Source organism: Stenotrophomonas sp. NPDC077421 (assembly GCF_049545505.1).
Lineage (GTDB): Bacteria > Pseudomonadota > Gammaproteobacteria > Xanthomonadales > Xanthomonadaceae > Stenotrophomonas > Stenotrophomonas nematodicola.
In genome coordinates, this window is record NZ_JBMWDP010000003.1 from 116965 (window position 1) to 129343 (window position 12379).

At 68.4% G+C, this 12379-nt stretch carries 14 protein-coding genes; 6 read left to right on the forward strand and 8 right to left on the reverse strand.

Features of this window, described 5'->3' with window-relative positions; all coding sequences use genetic code 11:
* Window positions 1-178 precede the first annotated feature (178 nt).
* A complete protein-coding gene (gene upp / locus ACPEH1_RS02790; RefSeq protein WP_017355792.1) occupies window positions 179-814 on the forward strand; it encodes a uracil phosphoribosyltransferase in 636 nt (211 codons plus the stop codon).
* Window positions 815-920: 106 nt separating this feature from the next.
* Window positions 921-1205, forward strand: a complete 285-nt coding sequence (locus tag ACPEH1_RS02795; protein ID WP_017355793.1) for a PsiF family protein — start codon at window positions 921-923, stop codon at window positions 1203-1205.
* A gap of 189 nt (window positions 1206-1394) precedes the next feature.
* On the opposite strand, the gene ACPEH1_RS02800 is transcribed toward ACPEH1_RS02795, so the two are convergent.
* From ACPEH1_RS02800 to rsmD, 6 genes are all read right to left on the reverse strand, one after another.
* Entirely contained in the window at window positions 1395-2282 is an 888-nt protein-coding gene (locus ACPEH1_RS02800) for an MBL fold metallo-hydrolase (protein ID WP_136005878.1), read from the reverse strand.
* Window positions 2283-2387: 105 nt separating this feature from the next.
* Entirely contained in the window at window positions 2388-4124 is a 1737-nt protein-coding gene (ggt, locus tag ACPEH1_RS02805) for a gamma-glutamyltransferase (RefSeq protein ID WP_166472876.1), read from the reverse strand.
* Window positions 4121-4405, reverse strand: coding sequence for a YfhL family 4Fe-4S dicluster ferredoxin (locus ACPEH1_RS02810; protein ID WP_136005873.1), 285 nt, complete (start codon window positions 4403-4405; stop codon window positions 4121-4123). The genes ggt and ACPEH1_RS02810 overlap by 4 nt, the downstream gene beginning before the upstream one ends.
* A gap of 124 nt (window positions 4406-4529) precedes the next feature.
* On the reverse strand, window positions 4530-5021 hold the full coding sequence (locus ACPEH1_RS02815) for a hypothetical protein (protein ID WP_136005870.1): 492 nt from the start codon (window positions 5019-5021) through the stop codon (window positions 4530-4532).
* Between the two features lie 44 nt (window positions 5022-5065).
* Window positions 5066-5578: a pantetheine-phosphate adenylyltransferase gene (gene coaD / locus ACPEH1_RS02820; RefSeq protein ID WP_017357527.1), complete on the reverse strand. Its 513-nt coding sequence runs from the start codon at window positions 5576-5578 to the stop codon at window positions 5066-5068.
* 7 nt (window positions 5579-5585) lie between these two features.
* Entirely contained in the window at window positions 5586-6191 is a 606-nt protein-coding gene (gene rsmD, locus ACPEH1_RS02825) for a 16S rRNA (guanine(966)-N(2))-methyltransferase RsmD (RefSeq protein ID WP_017357528.1), read from the reverse strand.
* Window positions 6192-6619: 428 nt separating this feature from the next.
* Here rsmD and htpG point away from each other — a divergent pair, with 428 nt between their 5' ends.
* Window positions 6620-8518, forward strand: coding sequence for a molecular chaperone HtpG (gene htpG / locus ACPEH1_RS02830; protein ID WP_423715195.1), 1899 nt, complete (start codon window positions 6620-6622; stop codon window positions 8516-8518).
* Between the two features lie 108 nt (window positions 8519-8626).
* Here the strand turns inward: htpG and ACPEH1_RS02835 are convergent, their stop codons facing one another.
* Window positions 8627-8926, reverse strand: coding sequence for a hypothetical protein (locus ACPEH1_RS02835; protein ID WP_153164264.1), 300 nt, complete (start codon window positions 8924-8926; stop codon window positions 8627-8629).
* 131 nt (window positions 8927-9057) lie between these two features.
* On the opposite strand from ACPEH1_RS02835, the gene ftsY reads away from it, so the two are divergent.
* From ftsY to ACPEH1_RS02850, 3 genes are read left to right on the forward strand one after another with little or no spacing between them, the layout of a single operon-like run.
* Window positions 9058-10419 (forward strand): signal recognition particle-docking protein FtsY, encoded by a 1362-nt coding sequence (gene ftsY, locus ACPEH1_RS02840; protein WP_423715196.1) that lies wholly within the window; start codon window positions 9058-9060, stop codon window positions 10417-10419.
* On the forward strand, window positions 10419-11540 hold the full coding sequence (gene mutY, locus ACPEH1_RS02845; RefSeq protein ID WP_136005865.1) for an A/G-specific adenine glycosylase: 1122 nt from the start codon (window positions 10419-10421) through the stop codon (window positions 11538-11540). The genes ftsY and mutY overlap by 1 nt, the downstream gene beginning before the upstream one ends.
* Window positions 11541-11544: 4 nt before the next feature.
* Complete coding sequence (locus ACPEH1_RS02850) at window positions 11545-11817, forward strand: oxidative damage protection protein (protein ID WP_423715197.1); 273 nt, start codon at window positions 11545-11547, stop codon at window positions 11815-11817.
* Window positions 11818-11869: 52 nt separating this feature from the next.
* Here the strand turns inward: ACPEH1_RS02850 and ACPEH1_RS02855 are convergent, their stop codons facing one another.
* Window positions 11870-12310: a DUF6491 family protein gene (locus ACPEH1_RS02855; RefSeq protein WP_017355972.1), complete on the reverse strand. Its 441-nt coding sequence runs from the start codon at window positions 12308-12310 to the stop codon at window positions 11870-11872.
* Window positions 12311-12379: the final 69 nt, after the last annotated feature.

The following is a 12379-nucleotide window of genomic DNA, read 5'->3' on the forward strand; positions in this document are numbered from 1 at the left end:
CGGTGACTTCTTCTGCACAGCTATCCCCAACGGTGTAAAGATTGGGTCAGCACGGTATGTCCGGCAGGTTGCATGGGCATGACACCGGGGGCAGCGCGCACGTCCGGGCGCTGGTCGTTGGGCTTTGGGTGGGGTTGCGGCACACTAGGCGCCTCCCCTCTTTTTCAGCCCCTGTCCCATGAAAATCGTCGAAGTGCGCCATCCGCTGGTGCAGCACAAGATCGGCCTGATGCGCGATGCCTCCCTGAGCACCAAGGACTTCCGCGAACTGGCCAACGAGCTCGGCGGCCTGCTCGCCTACGAGGCCACCGCCGACCTGGAGACCGAAGCCCACACGATGGCCGGTTGGGCCGGCCCGGTGACGGTGCAGCGCATCGCCGGCGCCAAAATCACCGTGGTGCCGATCCTGCGCGCCGGGCTGGGCATGCTCAGCGGCGTGCTGTCGCTGATCCCGGCGGCGCGCGTCAGCGTGGTCGGCCTGCAGCGCGATGAGGAAACCCTGCAGCCGGTGCCCTACTTCGAACGCCTGACCGGCCGCCTCGAAGAGCGCGACGCGCTGATCCTGGACCCGATGCTGGCCACCGGCGGCACCCTGATCGCCACGATCGACATGCTCAAGCGCGCCGGCGCCCGCCGCATCAAGGGCATCTTCCTGGTCGCCGCACCGGAAGGCATCGCCGCCGTGCAGGCCGTGCATCCGGACGTCGAGATCTTTACCGCCGCCATCGATGCCCAGCTCAACGAGAAAGGCTACATCCTGCCGGGCCTGGGCGATGCGGGCGACCGCATCTTCGGTACCCGCGTCGCCGGCTGATCCGACGCACCGCGCCGGCCGTGGTTTCCACGTGCTGGCGCTTCACACCGCCTATGCCCCCCGGGGCGGACGCTGCGCGCATCTCAACCCGTGCGTGGAGCCTGCGATGAAGACCCTCCCCCTGCTCGCCTGCCTGCTGTTGCTCGGCAGTCCGGTGATCGCCGCCGCCGCCACGCCCCAGCAGCAGCGCATGGCCGACTGTTCGGCCAAGAACAAGGGCAAGACCGGCGAGGACTACAAAACCGCGCAGAAGGCCTGCCTGAGCGGCCCCGCCGCCCCGGCCACCACGCCGCAGGAACGCATGAAGACCTGCAATGCCGATGCCGCCGCCAGGAAGCTGGCCGGCGACGCCCGCAGGACCTTCATGAGCAGTTGCCTGAAAGCGCATTGACCGCAGGCAGCGGGGGGCCTGTCTCCCACCCCTGCGCCCCGGCAGAGCCGACCGTTGCTCGGCTGCTGTTCGCACCGGACATCAACACGCCTGCACTGCGCGCGATAGCCGGCCAGAGGCCGGCTCTACGACGACGTCGGTCAAACACACGCGATGCGGCACGATGCCGGCAGGCGGCTCCCGTGTGGCTTACGCCAGCGCACGCGCCTTGAGCTCGCCCTGCTCGTGGGCGGTGCCGAAGCGGCCCTTCTCATCGCGCGTGACCTGGGCCAGCGCGCACTGCGGGTCGTGGGTGAAGAACAGGTGCACGTTGCGCGCCAGTTTGTCCTCCAGGAAGCTGCGCTTCTCGTCGATCAGCAGCTCGGCATTGCGGTCGTAGCCCATCGTGATCGGCACATGCACCCAGGAACGGCCGGGAATCAGGTCTGCGCAGAACACCACACCGCCCCGCGCCTGCCCGTCCACCTGCTCGGGTCCCACGATCTCGGCCAGCATCAGCCCCGGCGTATGGCCATCGCTGAAGGTGAAACGCACGCTTTCGCCAAGCGCCTGTGAATAGGGGCCGTCGACGATCTCCAGGCGGCCGCTGGCCTGCAGCAGGCCTGGCAGCTCTGGAATGAAACTGGCGCGGTCGCGCGGGTGCGGATGCAACGCGCGCTCCCAGTGTCCGGCACCGACCAGGAACGTGGCGTTGGGGAACAGCAGTTCCGGCGCGCGCCCTTCGCTCCACGGCGCCAGCAGCCCGCCTGCATGGTCGAAATGCAGGTGGCTGAGCACCACGACATCCACGTCTTCATGTTCGAAGCCGGCTTCGCGCAGCGATTCGATCAGCACGTGGCTGGATTCCTGCACGCCGTAGCGGTCGCGCAGCCGGGGTTCGAAGAACGCGCCGATGCCGGTTTCAAACAGCACCGTCTTGCCGGCCAGCGGGCTCGCCAGCAGCGCGCGACAGGCCAGCTCGATGCGATTGAGCTTGTCCGGTGCCGCCCATTTTTCCCATACGGCGCGCGGCGCGTTGCCGAACATCGCGCCGCCGTCGAGCTTCTGTGAATTGCCGCGAATGGACCAGAGTTTCATGCGGAAAGTATCGTGCCGTCGCCGTTAAATATTCGCTAGTCAACCCGATCCGGCGCGAACGAAAAACCCCGTCCACAGGACGGGGCTTTTCATCGGTGGTGTGGATCAGCGTGCCGGTGAAACCGCGGCGCTGCCCACCGGATTGCGCGGATCGCTGCCGCCACTGAGCACGTTGCTGCGCCGGTTCCATTCCACGGTCTGCAGGTTGCCCCAGACGTGGCTGGAGCCACGGCCGCCGGCCGCGCTGTCGCCGGGCAGATCGACCTTGTGGCCCATCGCCTGGAGCTGCCGGAGGGTGGCATCGTCGAAGGCACCGCTCTCGGCCTCGATCACGTCGGGCAGCCACTGGTGATGGTAGCGCGGCAACGCCGCGACCTGCTGGGCGTCCAGCCCGGCGTCGTAGCCGAGGATGCCCAGCAGCACCATCGTGATGATGCGGCTGCCGCCCGGCGTGCCGAGTACCACCACCTTGTCCGCCGATTCCATGAAGGTCGGGGTCATCGAGCTGAGCATGCGCTTGCCCGGCTTGGGTGCGTTGGCCGCATACCCCATCACTCCGAAGGCATTGGGCGTGCCCGGCTTCAGCGCGAAATCGTCCATCTCGTTGTTCAGCAGCACGCCGGTACCGGACGGAATCAGGCCCGAGCCATACAGCAGGTTGACGGTCTGGGTGGCGCCCACACGGTTGCCGTCGCGGTCGATGATCGAGAAGTGGGTGGTCTCGTCGTCTTCCAGCGGGGTCGGATTGCCAGACAGCAGATCGCTCGGGGTCGCCTTCTCCGGGTGGATGGTGGCGCGCAGCCCCTGCGCGTAATCCTTGCTGGTCAGTACCTTCTGCGGGATCTGCACAAAGTCCGGATCGCCGAGGAAGAACGTGCGGTCGCGGTAAGCGCGGCGCATGGCCTCGACCACCAGGTGGGTGCGGTGGGCCTCGTCGAGCGTCTTCAGGTCCCAGCCTTCCAGAATCTGCAGCATCGACGCCAGTGCGATGCCACCGGAGGAGGGCGGCGCGGCGGTGGTGACGGTCCAGTCGCGGTACTTGAACACGATCGGCTCGCGCTGCTTGACCCGGTAGCCGGCCAGTTCCTCGGCCGTCCAGCGGCCGCCGGCCTGCTTCACGCCCGCCAGCAGCAGCGCGCCGGTCTGCCCGCGGTAAAAACCGTCGAAGCCCTTGTCGGCCAAGCGCTCCAGGGTGGCGGCCAGTTCCGGCTGCCGGAACACATCGCCTTCGGCGATCGGCTTGCCGTTGCGCAGGTACACCTCGCGCGTGCCGGGATAGCGCTCCATCACCGCGCGGCGCGAGGCATAGCCCTTGGCCATGCGTGCGTACACCGGGAAACCGTCGCGGGCGATGCGGATCGCCGGTTCCAGCGAGGTGCGCAGCGGCAGCCTGCCATGCCTGGACGACAGCTCCACCAGCGCCGCCGGCAGGCCGGGAATGCCGGCCGACCACGCGCCGTTCACCGAGCGGTCGCGGTCCAGCTCGCCCTTCCCGTCCAGGAACGCCTCGGGCGTGGCCGACTGCGGCGCGGTCTCACGCGCGTCCAGCATCACGTCCTTGCCGGTGGCCGCGTCATGCAGCAGGAAGAAGCCGCCGCCGCCCAGCCCTGAACTGATCGGCTCGACCACCGACAGCACCGAGGACACCGCCACGGCGGCATCGAACGCGTTGCCGCCCTTGGCGAGGATCTCCATGCCGGCCTCGGTGGCCAGATGGTGCCCGCTGGCAATCGCCGCGCCCTCCGGGTGCTTGGCCAACGACGCCGGGGTGGATCCAGCAGACCAGGCCACCGGTGCCCACAGCAGCACCAGCAGCAACCAACGACGCGACAGCCTGTTCATTCGGACGGGGACTCCGTGACATACAGTTCGGGATGATCACGCTGCAGCCCATGCAGTTTGGCCAACAGCGCTTCCTGGGTTTCCGGGATGTCCGGATCGGGATCGATGCATTCCACCGGGCAGACGACCACGCACTGGGGTTCGTCGAAGTGTCCCACGCACTCGGTGCAGCGGGCCGGGTCGATCACGTAGATGGTTTCACCCATCGAGATGGCCTGATTGGGGCAGGCCGGCTCACAGACGTCGCAGTTGACGCAGAGCTCATTGATTTTCAGCGACATGGCGTTACTCCACGCCCGCGCCGGCGGAAGAAAACCGGCCAGCGCAGGGCGCCGGCCGATGATCGGCGGCGCCCCGCAGGACGCCGCCCGGGCCGCGCGCGGGGCGCGGCCGCCACTGCACGGGTTACTTGGCTTCGACGAAGATGTACTCGGCGCCGGTCGGCTGCACGATGGACTGCACGCGGGCGTTGTCGGCGGCCTGGCCGATGAACACGACGCGCACGCCCTTCATCGAGTCCGGCGACACGTCCTTGAACACGGTCTGGATCATGTCGGCCATCTTGCCCGAGGCAGACGAACCGAAGGCCAGCATGTTGCCCGGCTGCACGCCACGGGCGACGGCCTGGGTGGCGCTTTCAACCTGGCGCTCGTACTTGTCCTGGAACTGCGGGTCCGATTCCGGCCCGAGGTAATACAGGAACGGGCTGTTGGTGATGTTGCCCATGTTCTGCACGGCCACGGCCTGCAGGTACTTCTTCCAGCCGGCATCGTCGTCCTTGCCCGGGGCGACCAGCGCCTGCTGGGCTTCGGCGACCGGAGCAGCCTCTTCCTTCTTGCAGGCGGTGAAGGCCAGCGCGAACGACGCGATCAGCATGGCACGCATGGTGTTGTTCATGGAATTCCTCCCTTGGTGGTTCTTGGTATGTATGGGTCTGGCGGTTATTGCGTCGGGCCCGACTTCGCTTCCCGGACCCTGCGCAGCGCTTCCAGCACCGACGCGGGAACGAAGCCGGACACGTCGCCGCCCAGACGGGCGATCTCGCGGACCAGCGAAGACGAAATGAAGCTGTGCTGCTCGGCCGGGGTCAGGAACAACGTCTCGACTTCCGGGATCAGATGGCGGTTCATGCTCGCCATCTGGAATTCGTACTCGAAATCGGACACCGCACGCAGGCCGCGCAGCAGCACGCCACCCTGCATGGAGCGCACGAAATGCGCCAGCAACGTATCAAAACCGCGCACTTCCACGTTGCGGTGGTGGGCCAGCGCCTCACGCGCCAGCGACACCCGCAGCTCCAGCGGCAGCGTCGGCCCCTTTGACGGGCTCTGCGCCACACCCACCACCACCTTTTCGAACAGCGGCGCGGCCCGGTTCACCAGGTCGATGTGACCGTTGGTGATCGGATCGAAGGTGCCCGGGTACACGGCAATGCGGCGGTTGGCCACGGTCATACGGCAGCTACACGTTGTGATCTGGTGAAAGTGTAGCAGCGGCGCGGCGGTACAGGGCGAAACGGACCTCCCGGGTGCTCCCCTCGCGGTGCAGCAGCCACGGCGCCGGCAATCGTGGCGCCTGACCGGCCGGCGACTCCACGTACAGCCAGGCATCGGGGGCCAGGTGCGCCGGCAGTCCGGCGATCACCGCGTCCCACAGCCCGGCGGCAAACGGCGGGTCGACGAAGGCGATATCGGCCAGCGCCCCGGCCGGCTGACGCAGCCACTGCAGGGCGTCGGCCTGGACGACCTCCACCAGCCCCTGCGCGCCCAGCCGGGTCACCGACTCGCGCAGCTGCCGGGACAGCCCCCCGTCTTTCTCCACCAAGGTGGCGTGCGCCGCCCCGCGCGACACCGCCTCCAGTCCCAGCGCGCCGCTGCCGGCAAACAGGTCCAGCACCCGCGCCCCGCCCAACCGCGGCATCAGCCAGTTGAACAGCGTCTCGCGGACCCGGTCGCTGCTTGGCCGCAGGCCCGGCGACAGTGGCACGGGCAGCTTCGTCCCACGCCACTTGCCGCCGATGATGCGCACCTGCCCCACCGCCGGTGCTGCGGGCTGACGCGGCGTCATGCCCGGCGCCTGGCTGGACGGGTCGGCAGGGAAAACGGTGCGGCACGGGTCATGGCACAGGGGCAACGGGGAGCGGGCCGACATTCTAAGCGCTGATCCCCGTCGGGCGCGTTTCATGCACCGGAGACGGCGGATGGCACCGCCGCCCGACCCTCCCGCCATTCGCCCAGCCAATGACCGCACCGGATTCAATGCAGACATCTGATCGACAGACGGGCAGTGTCGCGTGCAAGCCCTCCTCCCGTGGAAAAAGGCCCCTGATCAGGACCTCCGAGTGGCCGGCTGCAACCGCGACCTGCATCGCCCCCGAGCCAGGAAGGATACAAACGGCGGGTATCCGCACGCTCTTGAAAACCCACCCCGCCGCCCCTACCCCTTGAGCCAGCCGCCGCGCAGGGCGCGGCATCGTCCAAGGAGCATCGCCACTCATGACCGTGCAGACCCAAAAAGAAACCCTGGGCTTCCAGACCGAAGTCAAGCAGCTGCTGCAGCTGATGATCCACTCGCTGTACTCCAACAAGGAAATCTTCCTTCGCGAGCTGATCTCCAACGCTGCCGACGCCTCGGACAAACTGCGCTTCGAAGCGCTGACCCAGCCGGCCCTTCTTGAGAACGACAGCGACCTGCGCATCCGCGTCAGCTTCGATGCCGATGCCCACACCCTGACCATCGACGACAACGGCATCGGCATGAGCCGTGACGAGGCCATCGCGCACCTTGGCACCATCGCCAAGTCCGGCACGGGCGACTTCCTGCGCCAGCTCTCCGGCGACCAGAAGAAGGACTCCCAGCTGATCGGCCAGTTCGGCGTCGGCTTCTACAGCGCCTTCATCGTCGCCGACCAGGTCGACGTCTACTCGCGCCGCGCCGGCCTGCCCGCCAGCGAAGGCGTGCACTGGTCCTCGCGAGGCGAAGGCGAGTTCGACGTCGAGAGCATCGACAAGCCCGAGCGCGGCACCCGCATCGTGCTGCACCTGAAGGACGACCAGTTCGACTTCGCCGATGGCTGGCGCCTGCGCGGCATCATCAAGAAGTACTCCGACCACATCGGCCTGCCGATCCAGATGGTCAAGAACGCCCACGGCGACGATGCACCGGCCGAGCCCGAGTGGGAAACCGTCAACCGCGCCAGCGCGCTGTGGACCCGTCCGCGCAACGAGATCACCGACGCCGAGTACCGCGAGTTCTACAAGCACGCCGCGCACGACCACCAGGACCCGCTGGCGTGGAGCCACAACAAGGTCGAAGGCAAGCTCGAGTACACCTCGTTGCTGTACGTGCCCGGCCACGCGCCGTTCGACCTCTACCACCGCGATGCGCCCAAGGGCCTGAAGCTCTACGTGCAGCGCGTGTTCGTGATGGACCAGGCCGAGCAGTTCCTGCCGCTGTACCTGCGCTTCATCAAGGGCGTGGTGGATTCCAACGACCTGTCGCTGAACGTCTCGCGCGAAATCCTGCAGTCCGGCCCGGTCATCGACTCGATGAAGGCCGCGCTCACCAAGCGCTCGCTGGACATGCTCGACAAGCTCGCCAAGGACTCGCCGGACGTCTATGCCGGCTTCTGGAAGCAGTTCGGCCAGGTCCTCAAGGAAGGCCCCGCCGAAGACTACGGCAACCGCGAAAAGGTGGCCGGCCTGCTGCGCTTCGCTTCCACCCATGACGCCAGCGGCGAGCAGAGCGTGTCCCTGGCCGACTACGTCGGCCGCATGATCGAAGGCCAGGACAAGATCTACTTCCTGACCGGCGACAGCCATACCCAGGTCAAGGACAGCCCGCATCTGGAAGTGTTCCGCAAGAAGGGCATCGAAGTACTGCTGCTCACCGACCGCATCGACGAGTGGCTGATGGGCTACCTGACCGACTTCGACGGCAAGTCGTTCGTTGACGTCGCACGCGGCGACCTCGACCTCGGCGCGTTGGAGTCGGCGGAAGACAAGCAGGCCCAGGAAGAAGCCGCCAAGGACAAGCAGGCCCTGGTCGAGCGGCTCAAGACCGCGCTCGGCGAGGACGTGGCCGACGTGCGCGTCTCGCACCGCCTCACCGACTCCCCGGCGATCCTGGCCATCGGCGAACAGGACCTGGGCCTGCAGATGCGCCAGATCCTGGAAGCCAGCGGCCAGAAGGTGCCGGACAGCAAGCCCGTGTTCGAGTTCAACCCCGGCCACCCGCTGATCGGCAAGCTCGACCAGGAAGCCGACGCGGCACGCTTCGACGACCTCAGCCGCGTGCTGTTCGACCAGGCCGCCCTGGCAGCCGGCGACACGCTGAAGGACCCGGCCGCCTACGTGCGCCGGCTCAACAAGCTCCTGCTCGAACTGTCCGCGTAAGACCGCGGCACCCGACGATGCCGGCCGCAGGTCGGCATCGTCCTGCCACGACGGGCTCCAGGAAAGTCACATGACCCGGTCGTGCCGGCCAACGGTGGCGACCCACGGTTAGGCGGTTGCGTCCAGCAATGCGCCAAGCATGCCATCGGAGCGCCGGATCACGGCGGCATTGGCCGTGAATGCCAGCACCTCGTTGCGGGCGGCCAGCAGGTCGGTCAACGGGGCCGTCGGGTCCTGGGGCGTGGTGCCCACGACGGACTGCACCCCGCCGGCAGGCGCAGCGCCCCGCAGCACCTGCAGACGCGTCGCGTCGGGCGCGTCCAGGCTGGCCACGTTGTGCGCGGCCACCTGTACGCCCTGCTGGGCCGCACGCATGCCGCTGCCCGCGATTGCCAGAATATTGCCCACCCGGATGCACCCCGGACCGCCCCGTGCGGCCCTCCACCGTCGATAGCGGCCGCCGGGCCGCGCACTTGAGTGCACTCGGGGCTGACAGGCCCGAGTGGTAGCATATCCCTCTGATTTCAGCGCCGAATCCAATGCTCAGTTTCTTCCGTCGCAAAAAGCCCCAGGACGCCCCACAGGACGCGCCCAAGACCCAGCACTACTCGGCTGAAGAGCTGGCCGCCGCGTTCCCGCAGGCGGCTGATGCTGCCGCGCCGCCGGCCCAACCGCCCGCGCCGGTCGTCCCGCCCACCGCGCCCGTGGAATCGACCGCCCCGGCAGCCCCGCCCACCGCGCCTCCGGCATCGACCGCACCGGTCGCCCGGGCCGCCACGCCCCCGGAACCGACCACACCGGTAGTGCCGCCCGCCGGCCAGCGCCCGACCGACCCTGCACCCGTCGTGCAGGTGACCCCGCCGGTCCTGGTCGCCACCGACATCGTGCAGGAAGCCGCTCAGCCGACCGAACTGCCCGTGGCGGCCGCCGCCCCGGCCGCCGACATCCTCGAGCCCGGCGATACCACCGCTCCGGCCGCTCCCGGCAAGCTCGGCTGGCGCGACCGCCTGCGCAACAGCGTCATCGCCCGCAGCTTCGGCGGCCTGTTCTCGCGCAATCCCAAGCTCGACGACGACCTGCTCGACGAGCTGGAAACCGCCCTGATCACCGCCGATGTCGGCGTTGGCGCCACCACCGCGCTGGTCGAGGGCCTGCGCAAGCGCATGAAGGCGCGAGAGTTCGCCGACGCCAAGGCATTGCTGGCCGCTCTTCGCAGCGAGCTGATCGCGATCCTGCAGCCGGTCGCCAGACCACTGGTCATCGACCGCACCGCCAAGCCCTTCGTGGTGCTCACCGTCGGCGTCAACGGGGTGGGCAAGACCACCACCATCGGCAAGCTGGCCAAGCGCTTCAAGGACGACGGCCACAGTCTGATGCTGGCCGCCGGCGACACCTTCCGCGCCGCCGCCGTGGCCCAGCTGCAGGCCTGGGGCGAGCGCAACGGCGTGGCCGTGGTGGCCCAGGGCCAGAATGCCGATGCGGCATCGGTCGCCTTCGATGCGCTGCAGGCCGGCAAGGCACGCGGCACAGAGGTACTGATTGCCGACACCGCCGGCCGCCTGCATACCCAGTCCGGCCTGATGAACGAGCTGGGCAAGATCCGCCGCGTGCTGGGCAAGATCGATCCGGCCGCGCCGCACGAGGTGCTGATGGTGATCGACGGCACCACCGGGCAGAACGCCCTCTCCCAGCTGCGCCAGTTCCACGCGGCGGTCAACGTCACCGGCCTGGTGGTGACCAAGCTGGATGGCACCGCCAAGGGGGGCGTGGTGTTCGCGCTGGCCCGTGAGTTCGGCATTCCGATCCGCTTCGCCGGCATCGGCGAGCGCCCGGAAGATCTGCGCGTGTTCGATCCGGAAGCGTTCGTCGACGCGCTGCTGCCCGAGGCTCTGGGCGGCTGATGCCCGGCGTGGACGGGCGCGGCGACGCCTTCGTCGGCCGCCTGCTGCCGTGGTTCGACGGCCACGGCCGGCATGACCTGCCGTGGCAGCACCCGCGCTCGCCGTACCGGGTGTGGCTGTCGGAGATCATGCTGCAGCAGACCCAGGTCAGTACGGTCATTCCGTACTTTCTGGCGTTCCTGCAGGTCTTCCCCACCCTGCCCGCGCTGGCCGCAGCCAGCAACGACGCCGTGATGGCACGGTGGGCCGGGCTTGGCTACTACGCGCGTGCGCGCAACCTGCATGCCGCCGCGCAACGCTGCGTGGCCGATCACGATGGCGAGCTGCCGCGCGATCTCGACGCGCTGCACGCCCTGCCCGGCATCGGCCGCAGTACCGCCGCTGCAATCCTCAGCCAGGCCTGGAACGATCGCCATGCGATCCTCGACGGCAACGTCAAACGCGTGCTCACCCGCTATCACGGCATCGACGGCTTTCCCGGTCTGCCCGCCGTGGAGAAGGTGCTCTGGGGGCTGGCAGAGGCGCACGTACAGCACGTTCCCGACGGTCGCATGGCCGACTACACGCAGGCGCAGATGGATCTGGGCGCTACCGTATGCACCCGCAGCCGTCCCGCCTGTGTGATCTGCCCGTTGCAGGACGATTGCGTGGCGCGCCGTGAAGGCCGCACCGACCGGTTGCCCACGCCCAAACCAGGCAAGGCACTGCCCGAGCGCGAGGCCGTGGCCCTGCTGCTGCGCGATGGCCGCGGCCGCGTGCTGCTGCAGAAGCGGCCGGATACCGGCATCTGGGCGCAGTTGTGGACGCTGCCCCAGGCCGAGCATGGCAGCGCGCTGCAGGACTGGTTCGACGCGCACCTGCACGGCTCGCTGGACGACGCGGAGGCGCTGCCGGTGCTGGAACACACCTTCAGCCATTACCGCCTGCACCTGCAGGTGCTGTCCTGCCAGGTGGACGGCCTGCGCGCCGATGTCCCGGGCCTGCGCTGGGTCGCTCCAGTGGACCTGCCCACGCTCGGCCTGCCCGCACCGATCCGCAAGCTGCTCGACACCGGCGCGCCGCCCGCCTCGCCCAAGCGCCGTACAATGCGACGCGCGTCCTCCCCACCCGTTTCCGAGTAAGCCCATGCCCCGCACCGTTTTCTGCAAGTACGAACAACGCGACACCGACGGCCTGGACTTCGTGCCCTATCCCGGCGATCTCGGCCAGCGCATCTTCAATCACATCGGCAAGAGCGCGTGGGCCGCATGGCTGGCGCACCAGACGATGCTGATCAACGAGAACCGGCTGTCGCCGCGCGATCCCAGGCACCGCGCGTTCCTGGAAGAAGAGCTGGTCAAGTACCTGTTCTCCGGCGGCGCAGAAAAGCCGGCCGGTTACGTCGCGCCGGAGGCGTGAGGCCGCTGTGCCGGCCAGTGGCCGGCACCTGCACGGCAGGTCGCGGTTCGCCTTACGGCTCCCGCTCCTGCAGCTTCGCCTGGCGCATGTCCTGTTCGGACGCGCGCAGCGCCTTGATGTCCAGTTTCTGGATGCTGCGGATGAAGCACGGCATGTTCATCGGGCCCGAGGTCGGGTCGCGGACCAGGACCTTGTCGAAGCGCGATGACACCCGTCCGGTGCGGCTGGTCAGCGCGATCTCCAGCGCGTAGTCCAGGCCCTGGCACGGGCCGGTCAGCTCGAGCAGATAGGCCTCGCTCGGGCGCGTCCATACCGCCAGCGCACTGTCGCCCAGTTCGGTCCAGCCATTGATGCCGCCATACAGCGGCATGTCCTGCTGCGGCGGTGCCGCATGGGCGCGGTACAGCGACAGCTTCTGCTCGGACGTCAGGCGACCACTGGTCGCACAGGCGGACAGGGCCAGGCACAGGGCGACGGCAACATGGGCTTTCATGGAACCTCCGGCGGGGTGGGCTGCAGGCATCATGCGCCCCCCGGGATGATGCCGGCGCATGCAGCCCGC